16 protein-coding genes are annotated in these 19,463 nt (G+C 30.4%); 4 read left to right on the top strand and 12 right to left on the bottom strand.

Going from position 1 to position 19,463, the window contains the following annotated elements; genetic code table 11:
• Positions 1-396: 396 nt before the first annotated feature.
• Complete coding sequence (locus tag OCU55_RS07630; protein ID WP_261851726.1) at positions 397-1,398, top strand: tyrosine recombinase XerC; 1,002 nt, start codon at positions 397-399, stop codon at positions 1,396-1,398.
• 22 nt (positions 1,399-1,420) lie between these two features.
• Here the strand turns inward: OCU55_RS07630 and OCU55_RS07625 are convergent, their stop codons facing one another.
• Positions 1,421-1,804 (bottom strand): hypothetical protein, encoded by a 384-nt coding sequence (locus OCU55_RS07625; protein ID WP_261851725.1) that lies wholly within the window; start codon positions 1,802-1,804, stop codon positions 1,421-1,423.
• Between the two features lie 400 nt (positions 1,805-2,204).
• Between OCU55_RS07625 and lexA the strand changes: the two genes are divergently transcribed.
• The gene (lexA, locus tag OCU55_RS07620) at positions 2,205-2,807 is read left to right on the top strand and encodes a transcriptional repressor LexA (RefSeq protein WP_200267058.1); all 603 of its coding nucleotides are present in this window, start codon (positions 2,205-2,207) and stop codon (positions 2,805-2,807) included.
• A gap of 226 nt (positions 2,808-3,033) precedes the next feature.
• Here lexA and OCU55_RS07615 read toward each other — a convergent pair whose 3' ends face one another.
• From OCU55_RS07615 to miaB, 6 genes are all read right to left on the bottom strand, one after another.
• Complete coding sequence (locus tag OCU55_RS07615) at positions 3,034-4,314, bottom strand: methionine gamma-lyase family protein (protein ID WP_261851724.1); 1,281 nt, start codon at positions 4,312-4,314, stop codon at positions 3,034-3,036.
• Between the two features lie 163 nt (positions 4,315-4,477).
• Positions 4,478-4,723, bottom strand: a complete 246-nt coding sequence (gene hfq / locus OCU55_RS07610; RefSeq protein ID WP_183277363.1) for an RNA chaperone Hfq — start codon at positions 4,721-4,723, stop codon at positions 4,478-4,480.
• Positions 4,724-4,768: 45 nt separating this feature from the next.
• The gene (miaA, locus tag OCU55_RS07605) at positions 4,769-5,701 is read right to left on the bottom strand and encodes a tRNA (adenosine(37)-N6)-dimethylallyltransferase MiaA (RefSeq protein ID WP_261851723.1); all 933 of its coding nucleotides are present in this window, start codon (positions 5,699-5,701) and stop codon (positions 4,769-4,771) included.
• A gap of 12 nt (positions 5,702-5,713) precedes the next feature.
• Positions 5,714-7,651 carry a DNA mismatch repair endonuclease MutL gene (gene mutL / locus OCU55_RS07600; protein WP_261851722.1) on the bottom strand — a complete coding sequence of 646 codons (1,938 nt, stop codon included), beginning with the start codon at positions 7,649-7,651 and terminating at the stop codon, positions 5,714-5,716.
• 11 nt (positions 7,652-7,662) lie between these two features.
• The gene (gene mutS / locus OCU55_RS07595; protein WP_261851721.1) at positions 7,663-10,365 is read right to left on the bottom strand and encodes a DNA mismatch repair protein MutS; all 2,703 of its coding nucleotides are present in this window, start codon (positions 10,363-10,365) and stop codon (positions 7,663-7,665) included.
• A gap of 42 nt (positions 10,366-10,407) precedes the next feature.
• Positions 10,408-11,724 carry a tRNA (N6-isopentenyl adenosine(37)-C2)-methylthiotransferase MiaB gene (gene miaB / locus OCU55_RS07590; RefSeq protein ID WP_261852198.1) on the bottom strand — a complete coding sequence of 439 codons (1,317 nt, stop codon included), beginning with the start codon at positions 11,722-11,724 and terminating at the stop codon, positions 10,408-10,410.
• Between the two features lie 250 nt (positions 11,725-11,974).
• On the opposite strand from miaB, the gene OCU55_RS07585 reads away from it, so the two are divergent.
• Positions 11,975-13,162, top strand: coding sequence for an aminotransferase-like domain-containing protein (locus tag OCU55_RS07585; protein WP_261851720.1), 1,188 nt, complete (start codon positions 11,975-11,977; stop codon positions 13,160-13,162).
• A 53-nt stretch (positions 13,163-13,215) separates the two neighbouring features.
• A complete protein-coding gene (locus OCU55_RS07580) occupies positions 13,216-13,386 on the top strand; it encodes a hypothetical protein (RefSeq protein WP_261851719.1) in 171 nt (56 codons plus the stop codon).
• A 33-nt stretch (positions 13,387-13,419) separates the two neighbouring features.
• On the opposite strand, the gene OCU55_RS07575 is transcribed toward OCU55_RS07580, so the two are convergent.
• The 5 genes from OCU55_RS07575 to OCU55_RS07555 form a co-directional block, all read right to left on the bottom strand.
• A complete protein-coding gene (locus tag OCU55_RS07575; protein ID WP_261851718.1) occupies positions 13,420-14,283 on the bottom strand; it encodes a GNAT family N-acetyltransferase in 864 nt (287 codons plus the stop codon).
• Positions 14,284-14,421: 138 nt separating this feature from the next.
• Complete coding sequence (locus OCU55_RS07570) at positions 14,422-16,332, bottom strand: bifunctional 4-hydroxy-3-methylbut-2-enyl diphosphate reductase/30S ribosomal protein S1 (protein ID WP_261851717.1); 1,911 nt, start codon at positions 16,330-16,332, stop codon at positions 14,422-14,424.
• Positions 16,333-16,336: 4 nt separating this feature from the next.
• Positions 16,337-17,005, bottom strand: a complete 669-nt coding sequence (gene cmk, locus OCU55_RS07565) for a (d)CMP kinase (protein WP_261851716.1) — start codon at positions 17,003-17,005, stop codon at positions 16,337-16,339.
• 98 nt (positions 17,006-17,103) lie between these two features.
• A complete protein-coding gene (locus OCU55_RS07560) occupies positions 17,104-18,327 on the bottom strand; it encodes a BaiN/RdsA family NAD(P)/FAD-dependent oxidoreductase (RefSeq protein WP_261851715.1) in 1,224 nt (407 codons plus the stop codon).
• Positions 18,328-18,514: 187 nt separating this feature from the next.
• Entirely contained in the window at positions 18,515-19,402 is an 888-nt protein-coding gene (locus OCU55_RS07555; protein WP_183277354.1) for a MurR/RpiR family transcriptional regulator, read from the bottom strand.
• Between the last annotated feature and the right edge of the window lie 61 nt (positions 19,403-19,463).

Here is a 19,463-nt window from a genome sequence, read left to right as displayed (position 1 = left end):
TAGAAATTATGTAAGATATATAGTAATGATTTTGAAAATTCTCCGTAGAAAATTTTCGTCAAAATCAATGATAATTTTTAATAAAGATTTTACTGTCAAAAATTGTAGTTTTATGATCGGAAAATAAAATTCTTATAATAAATAAAAAATATCATTTCAAGTGAATAAATTGAATTTATTTCAAACTTATTAAAATTCAACGCGAGATTATTGATTTTCAAATAAATTTACGAAATCCAAGTAATAAATGATGATTTATATGATATAAACCAATAAAAGCACCTAAAAATGCGTAAAATTAATTTCGCTAAATGCTAATTTAGCGAAATTATACTATAATTTCAAAGGAAAATATGGTATAATTTAATAAGAACATATGATTAAGGAGATTTTTCAATGAAATATGATATAAAAGCAATTCAAGCATATAATAACTTGCCAAATTCAGTTATAGATTTTTTGAATTACTTAGAAACTATAAAAGGTAAATCAGAAAGAACTATTGCCGGGTATAAATTTGATTTAACAGTATTTTTTAGATTTATAAAATTATATAAAGGATTATGTAACTCAGAAATTGATTTTAATGAAATTCCTTTGACGGATATAGACGAAAACTTTCTAAGAACTATAAAACTTACGGATTTATATGCTTTTATGAGTTTTGTAGAAAAACAAAGAATCAATGGAACTTATGCTAGAGCTAGAAAAGTTGCTGCCTTAAAATCTTATTTTAAATTTATTTCTACAAAAGCAAAAATACTTACCGAAGACCCTACTGTAGAATTAGAAACGCCAAAGATAAGCAAAAGACATCCAGTATATCTTACATTAGATCAAAGCATTAATTTGCTTAATTCCTTAGATCAGAAAAACAAAAACTACTTAAGGGATTATTGTATTTTAACATTGTTTTTAAATTGCGGATTAAGATTATCTGAACTGTGTAATATACAAATAGATAAAATTAAAAATGATACTCTTACTATAATAGGTAAAGGAAATAAAGAAAGAACTGTATATTTAAACGAAGCTTCTCTGGATTCTATCCAAAAATATATTGCTGCAAGAGATTCTTCTAAATGTGATGCAGAAAATAAAAGATTTTTATTTCTTTCTTCTAGAAATAAAAAAATTGATAAAAGAACCGTTGAAATATTAGTTAAAAAGCATATTACAAATAGCGGGCTGACACAAGATAAATACACTCCTCATAAACTTAGACACACTGCTGCTACCCTAATGTATAAGTACGGCAATGTTGACATAAGAAGCCTTCAACAGATATTAGGTCATGAAAGTGTTTCAACAACCCAGATATATACTCATATTGATGACGAAGGTCTAAGAGAAGCTGTAAATTCAAACCCACTTTCAAAAATAAATAGATATAAATAGAGCGTTCAAAATGAACGCTCTTCTACTCTCTTCTTTTAATTTTAATTAAACCAGGATAAACTTCTTCGGTTAGTTTTTGTATACTTGTATCATCATCTAATATATCTTGTAAATCATCTATGTACTCTATGTGATCCCAGGCATCTTCATACTCTTCTTCTTCGTAAATCACTTCATCATTTTCATCGTCAACGACGTCTAGATCTAAATCATCATAATTATCTTCATCTAACTCTATTAATTCTTCTTCAACAAAATCATTTTCATCGACATTTCTAGCTATATCTTCAATTTTAATAGCTTTTAGGTCTATCCCCTCATTTTCAAGGCATTTGCCGCAGTTATCACATACCTTGTTAGGGAAAATATCACATAACTCATCTGCTAGATTACCGTTTGTATTCATTTCTTCTCTCCTATCCTAAAGATTATAATATTAAGTTTATATTGTATAAGATATTGCTTATATAGATTATTGACTGTACAAATTAACTTATTCACTTAAATTAGCGGAAATTGAATATCTTTTCTCTATAATCACATCCACTATATTTTTTAATTATAAGTTTATAATCACTCTCAATTATCTAATTACTTTACAACATCAACTCAATAAAATAAAACATAAAGTTATAGTTCTACTAAAGTATACTATTCTACTTTGCATGTATTGTCAATATTATATGTTAATATACCCAGTAATTATATCAAAACTTAGTAATAATATCAATAAATAGAGAACGTTCGTTTGATTAGCGCTAACATCTGTGATATAATCAAGTTAATTAGATTGAGAGGTGTAAGTTATGCTTGAAAATACTAAACAAAATGAGATATATGAATTCCTGAAAAATTATACTGAAAACAAAGGATACCCACCTTCAGTAAGAGAAATTTGTGAAGCTGTTTCATTAAAATCAACATCAACTGTTCATGGTCATCTTAAGAGATTGGAGAAAAAAGGGTTAATTAAAAGGGATCCTACTAAACCAAGAGCTTTAGAAATAGCTGAGTTATCTACTCCTAGAAAAGAAATGATACATATTCCTATAGTTGGTAAGGTAACTGCAGGCGAACCAATACTCGCAACCGAAAATGTAGAAGATGTTTTTCCTATGCCTATAGACTACATAAAACATGATAATGAATTATTTGCTTTAAGAGTAAGCGGTAGTAGCATGGTGGATGTCGGTATTGAAGATGGCGATCTTGCTATAATAGAGCAATCTAGTCACGCTAACAACGGCGAAATAGTTGTCGCTTTGATAGAGACAGAAGCAACTATAAAAAGATTCTTCAAGGAAAATGGCCATATAAGATTGCAACCAGAAAACAAGACAATGGATCCAATAATAGTTGATGATTGCGCTATCTTAGGACGCTTAGTTGGATTGTTCAGATCATATTAAATTACATACTTAAACTTAAATCGCTCATATATCTATTGATATTAAGAAATGTAGGTTTAAAAGTAAGAAGAGTTATACCTTTTGTAAGAGGTATTTATATCTATATACTAGGATGTTTGTATAATTTATATTGTATTCCTAGATGATTTTAATTTTGTTATTTTAACTTATAGGTTAAAAATGAAAAGAACGGTTTAATCCGTTCTTTTTATTTTGCATATATGTATTAGCCTATATTAGATAAAGCTATTAATATACCTATTTTTGCATGATCAAAGGTTAATCCACCTTGCAAATATGCAATATAAGGTTCTCTAATTGGAGCATCTGCAGACAATTCAATTGATGACCCCTGTATAAATGCTCCTGCAGCCATTATAACTTGATCGTTATATCCTGGCATATCCCATGGTTCGCATTCAACAAAAGAGTCTACAGGAGATCCTTTTTGGATTCCCTTACAGAAATTAATTAACTTTTCAGGATTATTGAATTTTATAGCCTGAATTATATCGCTTCTTTTTTCATCAAACTTTGGAAGAACTTCAAAATCTGCAAGTTCCATAATTCTAGCACAGAATACAGCACCTTTTACTGCCTCAATAGCTACATGAGGTGCTAAAAATAAACCTTGGAATAACTGTCTCATCACTCCGAAAGTAGAACCGCACTCTCCTCCTATTCCAGGTATAGTTAATCTGAATGCAGCCTGTTCTACATATGCGCTCTTCCCTGCTATATATCCACCTGTAGGCGCTATTCCTCCACCTATATTCTTGATTAGGGAACCAGCTATTAAATCAGCTCCAACATCTGTTGGCTCAATAGTGTCGATAAATTCACCATAGCAGTTGTCCACAAACACTATAACATCTTCTCTAATTGATTTAACAAGCTTTATAGCTTCTCCTAATTCTGCCACAGAAAAAGAATTTCTCCAGCCGTAGCCAGTGCTTCTTTGCATATGTACAACTTTTATACTCTTATCTTCTTTTAACTCTTTTTCTATTAAGTCAAAATCAAATTTACCTTTTGAAGTCAAATCTGCTTGTTTATAATTAACGCCATATTCTTTTAAAGAACCTATGTTTTCATTTCCACTTATTCCAATAATATTATGTAATGTATCATACGGCTTACCACTTACAGTAAATAAAGTATCATTAGGTCTAAGATTACCAAATAAAGCAGCTCCTATAGCATGAGTTCCATTTACAAAGTGCGGTCTAACTAAAGCGCTTTCTGTATTAAAAATCCTTGCATAAACCTTATCTAAAGCATCTCTACCAACATCGCCATATCCATAACCAGATGAGTTAGTGAAATGTGTATCACTTATTCTTTCTTCTTGAAGTGCATTAAGAACCTTTAATTGATTAAACTCTCTTATTTTATCGTACATATCAAATTGCTCTTGTACATCTTCAATAGCCTTTTCATAAAGAGCAAAGGTATTTTCGTTAATATTGTAGCTTTTTCTTAAAAAATCTTTTGTAATATCTAACATGTATAAACCTCCAAATTTATCCTATAGCAATAAAATTATATTAACACATAAATGAAAAAATCGCTAATGTGTCTTTCATTAGTGATTTTTTGCGCATCTATTTAAAGCATAATTGCTTAAAGAGCAAAAATTAGGCAAACAATTTGTTTGCCTATGCTAATACTTATAAACTTTCATCAACTTGTGGTGTATTAAATAGTATTGGCTTTGCTGGGGTTACTGTAGTTATCGCATGTTTATAAACTAGCATCTGTTTTCCATCTGAATCTAGAACAACAGTAAAGCTATCAAAACCCTTTACAAAACCTTTCAATTGGAATCCGTTAACTAAATGTATTATAACTAAAATCTTATTCTTTCTTGCACCATTTAGGAAAATGTCCTGTAAATTATTTGTTGACTTGTTCATAACCGTAACCTCCAAATTTTCTTAATCTTATATATTATTATAATGCTATTGAATATTTATGTCATCAACTATTTTGTTTATTATTTCGGCATCTGACAATATATCCTTATCTAAATAAACAACTCTAGGGTCTTTTCTAAACCAAGTAAGCTGCCTTTTGGCATAGTTTCTGCTGCCCTGTTTTATCATCTCAACAGCTTTTTCTAAGGAAATTTTATCCTCAAGATAGTATAGTATTTCTTTATAGCCTATTCCCTTCATTGACTGCATATCTGGAGTAAGCTCCATATTCATTAACATCTTTACTTCTTCAATCAGTCCATTATCAAGCATAATATCTACTCTTTTATTAATGCGGCTATAAAGCTTCTCTCTATCCATAGTTAGAACATAATAATAAAGATCATAATCACATTGGTAAATTGATTCTTTTTCTTTATACTCACTAAATTTTTTACCTGTAGTTTTGTATACCTCAAGGGCTCTTATAACTCTTTTTCTATTATTAAAATGGATATTTTCATAACTTTCAATATCAATAGCTTTAAGCAGCTCATGAATATATTGGTTACCATGTTCGTCAGCCAAACTTTCTAGGTAAGCTCTATATACTTCATCTTTCTTACTTTCCGTAAAGCTTAAGTTACAAATTATTGAATCTATATAAAGCCCTGTACCTCCAGCAATTATAGGTAATTTCCCCCTGCTATGTATATCTTCAATATAACCTTTAGCTAGATTTTTAAAGTCAGAAACACTAAATTCTTCTTTTGGATGTACTACGTCAATCATATAATGTTTAACTCCGTCCATCTCAGTTTCTGTAACTTTCGCAGAACCTATATCCATATATTTATATATTTGCATCGAATCAGCTGATATTATTTCCCCATTTAGCTCTTTAGCTAATTTTATGGATATATCAGTTTTCCCAACTGCAGTAGGTCCTCCGAGTACTAATAATTTATTCTTTTCCATAAGTCTATTCCTTTATTGTATCCTTCTAAATTTCTTTTCTAATTCATTAAGCGTTAATTTAATTATTGTAGGCCTTCCATGCGGGCAATGAAACGGATCATCGATGAATCTAAGAGTATTTAGTAGTTCATACATCTCTTCGGTACTTAACAAATCATGTGCTTTTACAGCAGCCTTGCAGGCCATAGTAGCGATTCTGTTGTACTTTACTTCACTAGTCTTACCAGAACCGAGATTTTTTAAATTGTCAATAATATCTAGAAGCAAACTTTTAGGGTTTAGTTTATCTAAAAAGTAAGGAACTTCCTTTAACAATATACTATTATCTCCAAAATCCTCGATAAGAAAACCTGCTTTTTCAAATATTGATTTATTTTCTAAAATAATCTCATAGTCGTCCATTATTAAATTTATTACACAAGGTACCAGTAAGCTTTGTACTTGTATATGAGAGTTTTCTATATCCTTTAGATATTTTTCAAAAAGGATTTTTTCATGTGCAGCATGCTGATCAATTAAGTACATGGTATCGTCGTACTCACCTATTATATAGGTTTTGTTAAACTGGCCTATAATTCTAAGGTTAGGTATTTTAGCATTACCCTTTTCTTCTACGGCTTTATAATTATTCTTAACTGAGCTATCAGTTTCAATAACCTGGTTATTTTCAATATAAGATTTATTTGCGTCTGAAGCTCTGTTACCAGTGTCAGTAATTTGGTTATTATCTGTTACCTCTTCCTTAGTAAATGAAATAGGCTTTAAATCAATCGGTAAGTCTACAACTTTCTGCTTATCCTCATAAGTAGATTCATCATCATTTTCTTTAACTATATAATCATTTTGAGTATTTACATATGGATGATAAACTTTATCAAAATTATGAAAATCTAAATCTAGAGGAATATTTTCTACCTTTTCCTCTTGCGCTTGTTCTTCAGGCAATCTAAAAGATTCAAAAACATCATCTTTTAATGCTTTATGAACACTATCAAAAGCAATCTTATATATACTTCTATCATCTTTAAACTTTATTTCTGCTTTTTGAGGATGAATATTAACATCTATAAGCTCAGGGTAAATATCAATAAGTAAAATAAAAAACGGAAACTTATTCACTGTACTGAAGGATTTAAAAGCGTTTTCAACAGCTACAGTAGCTAATCTGTTTTTTACATAACGCTTATTTACAAAAAGAATTTGATTATTACGAGAACCTCTGCTTATTTCTTCTTTACCTATATATCCATAAGCAGAAGAAGTATCTGTATGTCCTTCAAAGTATATAAGGTTATCTACTATATTCTTGCCAAATATTGTTCTGATAGCATCTAGCATGTTGCCATTTCCATATGTATTAAATACTTTTTTCCCATTGTTATGATATTCAATAGCTATATCAGGATTAGCTATTGCTATTCTACTTATTATCTCATTTATCAAAGCAGCTTCTCTAGATTGAGATTTTAGAAACTTTTTTCTAGCAGGAACGTTGAAAAACAAATCTTTCACTTCGATTTGAGTTCCATTTGGCATACTTACTTCTTCATTTATAACTGTTATTCCACCTTCAATTTGAAGCATTCTACCAGTATCAAATTCTGTGCTCTTAGATTTTATGTTTATATGAGATATTGAAGCAATACTTGGAAGCGCTTCACCTCTAAAACCTAAGGTGTTTATATTATAAACATCTTCAATTGATTGTATTTTACTAGTAGCATGAGGCATAAATGCTTTCTCAATGTCATCTGGGTGTATTCCATTACCATCATCAGTAACCTTTATAAGACTTTCTCCGCCATTTTCTATCTCTAGGACTATCTTCTTAGCTTTAGCATCTATACTGTTCTCAATCAACTCTTTAACCACTGAAGAAGGCCTTTCGACAACTTCTCCAGCAGCTATTTTATTTGAAGTATTAGTATCTAGTAGATTAATTCTTTTCAAATTATCACCACCTATAATAGCTCCTTAGCTCTTTTCACCAAATCATACAATTTATTCATTGTTTCAAGTGGTGTCATTGACATAATATCCATTGAAGCTATTGATTTTAACAAGGTTTCTTTTTCTATATCAGTAAAGTTCAATTGCATCTGCGGTTCAAAGAAATCTTCTTTTTGTTTTTTGTTTTTACCAGTTTTAATATGTGAGTTAGCAGTATCTTTAATTGTATCTACAGCTACTTCTGATTCATCACTTTTAGACGTATCATTGTTACTTGCAGCTACCCCGTCAAGTTTGTCGTGAATTTTATTATCTTCAAGAGAAGATAGTATTTCTTTAGCTCTATCTATAACCTTATTTGGTAAGCCTGCAAGTTTTGCAACTTCAATACCATAGGATTGATCGGCTCCACCTTCAACTATCTTTCTAAGGAATATTATTGTGTTGTTTACTTCCTTAACTGCAACTGAAAAATTCTTAACACCTTTAATATCTTTTTCTAATCTAGTAAGTTCATGATAATGAGTAGCAAATAATGTTTTGCATTTTAAGCTATCATCTTTTGTCATGTACTCTATTACTGACCATGCTATGCTTAAACCATCATAAGTACTAGTACCTCTTCCTACTTCATCTAATAACACCAAACTTTTTCTAGTGGCGTTATTTAAGATATTTGCAACTTCCCACATCTCTACCATGAAGGTACTCTTTCCACCAGCTAAATCATCAGATGCTCCGATTCTTGTAAAGATCTTATCACATACAGATATATTGGCATAAGATGCTGGAACAAATGAGCCTATTTGAGCCATCAAGGTAATTAAGGCTACCTGTCTCATATAGGTAGATTTACCTGCCATATTAGGTCCAGTTATAATCAGTAGCTGTTCATCATTAACATCTAATTTTGTGTTATTAGATATAAATTCACCTTTAGAAATCACCTGTTCTACAACTGGATGTCTTCCGTCTTTAATATCTATTACATCATCTTCATTAATAAGTGGCTTTACGTAATTGTTGTTAATAGCTACATTAGCTAAGGAACATAAACAATCCAGCTCAGCTATTATTTTTGCAGTGTGTTTCATTCTATCTATTTCTGCTTCAATTTTATCCCTTATTTCAACGAAAATACTGTATTCTAAACTTGTTAATTTTTCTTCAGCTCCAAGAATTTTTTCTTCCATTTCTTTAAGCTCTTGAGTAACAAATCTTTCAGCATTAGCTAAGGTTTGTTTTCTTATATATCTTCCTTCCGGAATAGATGAATAATTTGCCTTAGATATTTCTATATAATATCCAAAGACCTTGTTATAGCCAACCTTTAGAGATCTAATGCCAGTAAAATCTCTCTCTTGATTTTCCAAAGCAGCAATCCACTCTCTACCATGAATTTTTGCTTGCCTTAGCTCATCAACTTCTATTGAATAACCACTTTTTATTATGTTTCCTTCCTTTACAGAAAGAGAAGGTTCATCAGCAATTGAAATATCAAGTAACTCACTAACATCTTCTAATTCATCTATGCTATCATAGAATTTTGTAAGCATTGATGAGTTACAATCTTTTAGTAATTGCTTTAAATTTGGTATCTTTTGAAGTGATACTTTTAAAGATATCATGTCTTTAGCATTTACATTGAAGTTAGCTATTTTACCAGTGATTCTCTCTATATCGTATATATCCTTTAATGTTTCTTTTAGCTGTTCCATTAGATATAAATTGTTGTGTAATTCCTCTACTCCACTTAGCCTATCTTCAATTAATGACTTTACTATTAGAGGCTGGTCTATCCATCTTCTAATTTCTCTACTTCCCATAGCTGTGGAGGTCTTATCTAATACCCATAAAAGAGAGCCTTTTTTTGTCTTCTCTCTAATATTTTCTGTAAGCTCGAGATTTCTTCTTGAATTGGTATCTATAGTCATAAAATCTACTATTGAGTAGGTATCAATTCTATTCAAGTTGCTCAAAGCTATCTTCTGGGCATCAATAACATATTTAATTAAACCTATAGAGCTATATAAAGAGAATGAATCTAGTTTTTTCTTTTCATCACCAAATTGAGAAGACAATAGATCAGTTGTATCCTCTTCAAAATAATTTACAGGCTTTCTTGTGATTAGAGCATTACAGCTATCTGATATAGAAGATATTAAACTTGTATCTTCTAGTATATTTAATATTATCTCCTTAGGAGAGAATTTTGATATCTCATCTAAAATAATATTTTCATTATATTGAAAGCTTGTAGTCAAAAAATCACCAGTAGAAATATCGGTCGTACTTAATCCTACAGTGTTTCTTGAAGGATCCACAAATATGCACATTATATAATTGTTCTTAGATTCGTCTATGTAATTTGAGTCGCTATATGTACCAGGAGTAATTATCTTAATAACATCTCTTTTAACTAATCCTTTTGCTAGTGCTGGATCTTCAACTTGTTCACATATCGCTACCTTGAAACCTTTAGAAATAAGTCTTCCTATATATGAATTTGAAGCATGATAGGGTATACCGCACATAGGAGCTCTACTTTCAAGTCCACAGTCTCTGCCTGTAAGAACAAGCTCTAATTCCTTGGCTGCAACCTCAGCATCTTCAAAGAACATTTCATAGAAATCCCCTAATCTGAAAAAAAGAATGCAATCCTTATAATTTTCTTTTATCTCCATGTATTGCTGCATCATTGGAGTTAATCCCATAGTTAAACCTCCTTAAACGAAAAAGCTCTTATAATAAGAGCTTTATACTTCTTCACCTACAAGAGAGAATGATTGTGCTCTTGTTATTTTAACATTTACAAGCTTTCCTACGCTTTCCTTGCAGCCGTCAAAATTAACAAGTTTACCATTTCTAGTTCTTCCCATAAGTCTGTTTTCATCATTTTTACTTGTGCCTTCAACTAGAACTTCAACAGTCTTTCCTTCATAAGTAGAGTTCTTCTTTGCAATAATTTCATTTACTGCATCTACTAATTTATTAAATCTTGCATGTTTTACTTCATCTGATATTTGGTTTTCCATTCTGTCAGCTGGAGTATACTTTCTTCTAGAGTATATAAAAGTGAAGGCTGAATCATATTCTACTTCTTTCACTAAATCCAAAGTATCATTAAAGTCTTCCTCTGTTTCTCCAGGGAAACCAATAATTATATCTGTAGAAATAGCAACATCTGGTATTTCCTTTTTTATCATTCTAACTAATTCGATGTATTGTTCTTTAGTATAACTTCTATTCATTTCTTTAAGAACTCTAGAAGAACCACTTTGAACAGGAAGATGTATTTGCTCACAAAGCTTATCACATTCTTTTATGGCCATTATAACATCTTCAGTAAGATCCTTTGGATGTGAAGTCATAAATCTTACTCTTTCAAGTCCATCTATTTCATTTATTCTTCTTAAAAGACCAGCAAAAGTAAGCTCTTCTTCTAAGCCATTACCGTAAGAATTTACATTTTGACCCAGTAGAGTTATTTCTTTATATCCTGCTGCTACTAGTTCCTTTATTTCTTTTTCAATATCTTCTGGCTTTCTGCTTCTTTCACGTCCTCTTACATATGGTACTACACAGTAAGTACAGAAGTTATTGCATCCATACATTATTGTAACAAAAGCTTTTATATCACTTTTTCTATCTATCGGAATGCCTTCTACTATTTGTTCTTCTTTATTAACAATTTCCTTAACCTGAACGCCTTGTTGTTTTACTGTATTTAAATATTCAGGGAATTTATAAGCATTATGTGTTCCAAATATAATATCTACATAAGGGAACTTACTAAGAACTGTATCTGCCATATCCTTTTGTTGCATCATACATCCGCATATAGCAATTATAAGTTCTGGTTTCTTTGCTTTTAAAGCCTTAAGAGCACCTAAGTTACCAAATACTTTATTTTCAGCATTTTCTCTAACACAACAGGTATTAAAGATTATTATTGAGGCCTCTTCTTTTTCTTCAGTACGTTCGTATCCAATTCTTTTAAGCATACCTGAAAGCTTCTCAGAATCTTCTTCATTCATCTGACAGCCCCATGTTTCTATATAATATTTATCCATTACGTTACTCACTATTTTATTCCTCCAATTATTCAATTCTTTAATATTATACTGAATTTGTGAAGATTTTTAAAGTGTTTATATATAAGTTTCACTAATTTAATTACATATATTGTGGAAAAAATAATTAATTTAGGTCTTACAATACAAATTAACTAAAACTTATTGACTTCTTTTTCTATTTTAACCGATAATAATAGATAATTAAATTATCTTAATTAATTAATATTGAATTGGGGGCATAACATTTATGAAATTCTCGAAACGCGCGAGTAACATTAAAACTTCTGAAATAAGGGAGATTTTAAAACTGATTGAGAATCCAGAAATTATTTCTTTTGCTGGAGGGCTACCAGCACCTGAATTATTTCCCAAAGAAGAAATAATAAAATTAACTGCAGAGGTGATTAATAACGAAGGAAATGAAGCACTTCAATATGGTACTACCGAGGGATACAACCCATTAAGAAAAGCCATTCTTGAACAAAGACTCAATCCTTTTGGAATCACAGGAACCATTGATAATATTTTAATAACTAGTGGTTCTCAACAAGGTCTAGATTTTACCGGAAAGTTATTTATTGATAAAGATGACGTAATTATAGTAGAAAAGCCAAGTTACCTTGGTGCTATAAACGCTTTTAGAGTTTATGAAGCACAATTTGTAGAAGTTTCAATGGATAAGGATGGTATGATAATTGAAGAGTTAGAAGAAAAATTAAAACTGTATCCAAACGCAAAATTTATATATACCATACCAGACTTTCACAACCCTTCAGGAATAACTATGTCTTTAGAAAGAAGAAAACAACTTGCTGATATTGCAAATAAATATAAAGTGCCAGTGTTAGAAGATAGCCCATATGGTGAACTTGTACTTGAAGGCGAAAAACTTCCTCCTATAAAAAGCTTTGATACAGATGGATATGTTATATATTTTGGCACTTTTTCAAAAACCTTTTGCCCTGGATTAAGGCTTGGTTGGATTTTTGGTGATGAAAAAGTAATTTATAAATATGTAACTCTAAAACAAAGTTCTGACCTTCAATGCAGTTCATTAGATCAAAGAATAATTGCTTATTATCTAAATAGCTATAATTTAGATGAGCATATAGAAAGAATTAAAAGCGTATATAGAAAAAGAAGAGATCTAATGTTTGATTGTATGGATGAATTTTTGCCTAAAGAAATAAAATATACTAGATCTAAGGGTGGATTATTTACTTGGTTAGAATTAAGGGAGAATATAGATACGGTAAGGCTACTAGAAGAGGCATTAAAATTTAATGTGGCTTTTGTTCCTGGAAGTTCTTTTTTTGCTAACGGAGGACATAATAATTATTTGAGACTAAATTATTCAAATATGCCTGAGGATAAAATAGTGGAAGGTATTAAAAGATTATCAAAACTTTTAAAAGAATATTATAAAGAAAGTTAGTTGAATAAATAAAATCCCTGCTTATTGGAATAATAAATAAGGAGGGATTTTTTATGTATGATTTAAAGAAAAATCAAGAAACAAATGACACCTCTAAGGAAACAGACTTAAATAAAGAAAATGACTCAAGAAACATAGGTGACAGAGCGTATTACAGAAGTCATTTAACTGACAGTGTATTATACACTAAGTCATCCTATGTTCCAACAGAATCCCTATTCTAAGAAAATGAGCAATAAGGTAGTAATGTTGCTACTTTATTGCTCCCAAATGCTCACCATGTTTACAAACTTGAACCCATTGTTTAAGTAAAGCTTTTTAGCAATTGCATTCTGCTGATCGACTCTAATATAGATTTTTTTTATACCTCTATCATAGCAAACCTTTATCAAATAATTAAGTAGATATGTACTAAAACCCTTCCCTCTTTGTTCTTTTACAATACCTAAATTAACAATAAAAAAACTATCATTATTGAGTATTATTTGCCCATAACCTACACATTCATCATAATCTTTTATAAATATCGATGCATTTTCTAAATAATAGTCTTGACACTGATCATAATATATATCATCTATTGTTAAAGGAATTCTGCTGTCATCTTCAAAGATGTTGTTTTGTAAGTTGCACCTTAAGTTCTCATCTTTATTATTTTCCATAAATCTAAATGTTATATTAGATGGCACGTTTTCTATATATTTATCTTCTATAGATTTTTCCATAAGCAATGTTTCACCAGATTTTTTAAAACCCAGTGTAGTTAATATAATATTACTTAAAGAATTATCTTCGCACTCATATATAAAGAGACCCTTGGAGAAGAAACCGTTTTTCACTGTACTTTCTTCTAAGGCTTTTGATAAATCAGCTCTAGTATTTACTACAAAATCTTTTATCGAATAAGTTTTTTCATATATCTTTTCAAACCAAAAGTAGCCTACAACTTTTTTGTTTAAATATATAAATCTTATATTCCTTAGCAAAAGTAATCTTATGATTGGTGGTTTAGATTTATAGAATTTAATAAAACTATTATTGAAGGAATTGAAGCTTTTGGACCTTTCAAATAAGTTAATTAGTCTATTTTTATCAAAACATAGTCTCTTAATTTTAATCATACCATTATGTCCTTTACATTATTTACCTAATAATATTTTAATATTGTTCGTAAAATAAATCAACTAACTATTATATTACTTTCCTACACAGTAAAAAAATCGCTGAAAAAAGCAACAGAATTATCTGCTGCTTTTAGGTTATACATCTTTAATGCTTAAACCAATACGCTTATTGTCTTTCTCAACTTTTATTATTCTAGCTTTAACTAACTCTCCTGCCTTTAATACTTCTGAAGGATGATTTATTTTGTTGAAGGATATTTTTGATATATGTGCTAATCCATCAACTCCAGGTTCTAATTCAAGGAAAGCACCAAAATCATTAAGTCTAGCTACCTTACCTAAAACTATGCTTCCTTCAGGATATTTCTCTTCAATATCCATCCAAGGGTCTTGAACTAATGCTTTAATGCTAAGAGATACTTTTTTATTTTCAATATTTAAAGCTATAACCTTTGCTTTAATTTTTTCACCAACTTTTAATACATCTGAAGGATTATTTATTTTGCCCCAAGAAATTTCAGATATATGAACTAAACCATCAATACCATTTACTTCAACGAAAGCCCCAAAATTAGTAAATCTTCTAACTGTACCTTCAACCACATCACCTACATTTAATGAGTTAAGAGCGTCTTGCTCACGTTGATGTTTTTCTTGTTCTAACAATACTCTTCTTGATGCAACTATTCTTACATGTCTTTCCTTTTCAACTTCAATAAATTTAACTTCTATGTCCTTACCAACAAAATTATTAAATTCCCCGGTATATCTTATATCTAATTGAGATGCAGGAATAAATACCCTAAGCCCTTTAAAAGTTGCAACTACTCCACCGTTCACTACTTCAGTTACTTTTACAGTTACTATACTTCCGTTTTTGAAAGCTTCCAAGGTTTCATCAAAGGCTTTTTCTTTTTCTAATTCAATTCTTGATAAAACAACATAACCTTCTTCATTTTGTAGCCTTAAAACTTTAGCATCTACTAATTCTCCAACTTTAAAATGTTCTGATAGCTTTGACCTAACACCGTCATTAACTGAAATTTCTGAATTAGGGATTACACCGTCAGCTTTATATCCATCAATAGCAACAATTAACTCGTTTTTAACTATTGATAAAATTTCGCCATTTAATATTTCACCCACATGTATCTTTTTTGTAGATTTCTCCATCAATTCTAGTTGTTCATTATATTCGCTGTTATTCATAGTCATTTTATCAATAACCTCCTTAATTATCCAGTCAGGTGTAGAGGCACCTGCGGTTACACCTATGGCGCGGATAGAATTATCATTTATCAGTTCTTCAGGCAGTTCTTCTATGTTTTCTATGTGAATAGTATTTTCACAGTTATTTCTGCATATTTGAAATAACTTTGTTGTATTCGAACTATTTTTTCCGCCAATAACAATCATTGCATCAACCTTTTTTGATATTTCTTCAGCACTTCTTTGCCTTACATCCGTAGCTGAACAAATGGTATTAAATGCAAGAACATCAGTGCTTTTCTCATTAACTACATTTAATGCCTTATCCCAATTAGATTTTTTCTCTGTTGTTTGAGAAACTATACAAATCTTTCCTGGGATATCATCATTGAATTCACCACTTTTTGTTACCATAGCTTCGTTATTACACCATCCGTTGATTCCAACAACTTCAGGATGATCTTTATCACCTACTATGATAATATTGTATCCTTCATCATGATATTTATTTACTTTCTTCTGAATATTAGTAACGTATGGGCACGTAGCGTTTACTACAGTTAAGCCTTTATCATTTAATTTATCAACTAAAGCTTTTGGAACACCATGTGAACGAATTACAACTACATCATCATTCGCTAAGGAATCAATATCATTGATATCAATAGCAAAAATATTATTATTTTCTAACATTTTTACTACATCGTTATTATGTATTAAAGGCCCTATCGTAAAAATTTTCTTATTATATTGCTTTTGAACTTTTAAAGTTTCATCAACAGCTCTTTTAACTCCAAAACAAAATCCAGCACTTTCAGCTAATAATATTTCCCTCATATTTTTACCTCATACTAAGTTCTAATCCATTATTTATATACTCGCAAATTTTACTAACAACCTGATCTATATTTATTCCAGTAGTATCTACTTCCAATGCATCATCCGCCTTGGATAGAGGGTCAACTTCTCTGTTACTATCTAAATAGTCTCTTTGAATTATATCCTTCAAGATATTACTGTAATCTACTTCCAGACCTTTAGCTTTTAGTTCTTCATATCTCCTAGTTGCTCTTTCTTCAGGACTAGCTGTTAAGAAGAATTTAAAAGAGGCATCCTTTAAAACTACAGTACCAATATCTCTACCATCCATAATTACGTCATACTTTTTAGACATATCTCTTTGAAGCGTTACGAGTCTAGTTCTTACTTCCTTGATTGATGCGTAAGCAGAAACATTCTTACTAATGTTAGGTATAGTCAACTGATCATTTATATTTACACCGTTAAGATATAATTCATCATTTTCAAAATGCATTTCCATAGTCTCTATTAAATTGCATAAAGCCTCAATGTTTTCAGGAGGTATATCCTTTTCTAAAGCTTTATATGTAACAGCTCTATACATAGAGCCAGTGTTTATATACATTAAGTTATATCTTTTAGCCACAATTTTAGCTATTGTGCTTTTACCTGCACCAGCTGGGCCATCAATAGCAACTGATAATCTCAATTAAATCGTCCTCTCTTTATGTAGTTTTCTTTCTGATTATACCACATTTTATGAAATTCAATAAATACCTTTTCTGGTATATAAAAAAACGTTTTTATCTAATCATTTATATGAGTTCCTGCTATATAACCAGTTGAAAGTGCAATTTGAACATTATATCCACCAGTAAATGCATCAACATCAATTACTTCTCCAGCAAAGAATAAATTTGAAACTATCTTTGATCTCATAGTAGATGGATCTATTTCTTTTGTATCTACGCCACCAGCTGTAACAATAGCCTCTTCAATGGGTCTTAGACCTTTAACTGTAAAACTGAAATTCTTTAGAAGATTTACAAGTTTCTTTCGTTCTTCCTTAGTTATTTCATTTACCTTTTTATCACCAGAGATCTCACTCAAATGAATTATTGTTTCAATAAGCCTCTTTGGCAATAAATCAACCAATGAATTTTTAAAATCTTTATTTATATACTTTTGAAAATCTTTCTGTATCCTTAAATCTAATTCCTTGTCGTCTAAGGCTGGCTTTAAATCCAAAGATGCAGTATATGTAATACCATCACTTTTAACGAATCTACTACCACTAAGTACCACCGGTCCAGATATACCGAAATGTGTAAAAATCATCTCGCCAAAATCTTTGAATAACACCTTTTTCCCATTACTTATAGTAAATTCAATGTTTTTAAGCGAAAGTCCTTGCAATTCCTTTACCCAGTCCTCTCTAATTTCTATTGGAACCAAAGATGGTTTTGGATCAATAATCTTATGCCCTAATTTTCTTGCAAAGTTAAACCCTTCTCCAGTAGAACCTGTAAGCGGATATGATTTTCCACCAGTACACAAAATAAAACTATCACCTTCTAGTACTTTACCATCAGCCAAAACAACTGCCTTTATAATATCTCCTTCAGTTAGTATCTTACTAACCTTAGAATTAAGCATTACTCTGACATTAGCTTCATCTAAAGCCCTGCTAAGACCGCTTATTATATCTGAGGATTTATCTGATTCAGGAAACACTCTGTTTCCTCTTTCAATCTTTAGCTTAACTCCAAGTTTTTGAAAAAAATTCATAGTATCTTCATTTGTAAAAGTATATAAGGAACTATATAAAAAATGTGGATTACCAGGAATCATATCGAAGAAATCACTGATATCTTTAGCGTTAGTAACGTTACATCTACCTTTTCCAGTAATAAAAAGCTTTTTACCTAATCTATTATTACCTTCTAATAAAATAACTTGATTATTTTTAGCAGCAGAAATAGCTGCCATCATTCCTGCTGGTCCAGCTCCGATAACAATAACCTTACTCATGTGCATTACTCCTTCTATAAAAATAGTTCATTTATTTTTTTGTTTTTTTACTGTATCGCAATAAAAAGCTTCTAAAAACATTAAAATATCTAAGTTCAATAGACATAAAAATTTTATATTTTCGTTTACAGTAAAAAAGTCGCTGAAGCGACCTTCCTATACAGTAAAAAGAGGCTACTATGCCTCTTTATCTAGATTCATTACCACTTTTGTTGTATGAATATACATGATATTCTTTCCAAAGGCTTTCAAGATCAGCAAAAGTCTTGGATATTTTTTCCTTTTCTCTCATTCCAACCGCTATTATTAGTGCATTTATAATGCTTAGAGGTGCTACAAGAGAATCAACAAAAGAAGCCATATTACTTTGTGCTATTAAAGTATAATCAGCCTGTGAAGCTAATGGTGAAAGTAAGCTATCTGTTATTGCAACAACCTTAGCGTTTCTAGATTGTGCAAATTCAAGTGCATCTATAGTTTTTACAGCATACCTTGGAAATCCTATCCCAATTACTAAATCACCATCTCCAATATTAATCATCTCTTCGAAAACATCGCTTATACCATTACCTATTATCTTAACATTATCTAATATTAAGTTTAAGTAGAAACCTAAGAATTCTGCTAAAGCAGATGAACTTCTAAGACCAATTATATAAATTCTTTTGGCAGTAAAAATATTATGAACAACATCTTCAAAGGTTTTATGATTTGTTTTTTCTAAAGTTGCTCTTATATTTTCCATATCAGCTTTTAAAACACCTTTAAGAGCATTTTCTTCACTTATATAGTCATTAGAAAGCTGCAACCTTTGAACCGATGTCAACTTATTTTTTATAAGTTCTTGAAGAGCTTTTTGCAGCTTTGGATAGCCACTGAATCCTAATTCATTTGCAAATCTAACAACTGTTGACTCACTAACCCCTACGCTAATTCCTAATTTTGCAGCAGTCATAAATGCTGCTTTATCATAATATTTAAGTATGTATTCAGCAATCAGTTTTTGACCTTTACTTAAACGTGGAAATTTTATTTGTATTAATCTCATTAAATCGTGATTATCGTTGATACTCATACTAGCTATCCCTTCTTCCATTGCCGATGATAAAATGCAATATTTATTTCATTTTATCATC

The organism is Clostridium folliculivorans (assembly GCF_024341905.1).
GTDB lineage: Bacteria > Bacillota > Clostridia > Clostridiales > Clostridiaceae > Clostridium_AR > Clostridium_AR folliculivorans.
The sequence above is the reverse complement of the archived record's forward strand: the minus strand, read 5'-3'. Positions and strand labels throughout refer to the sequence as shown.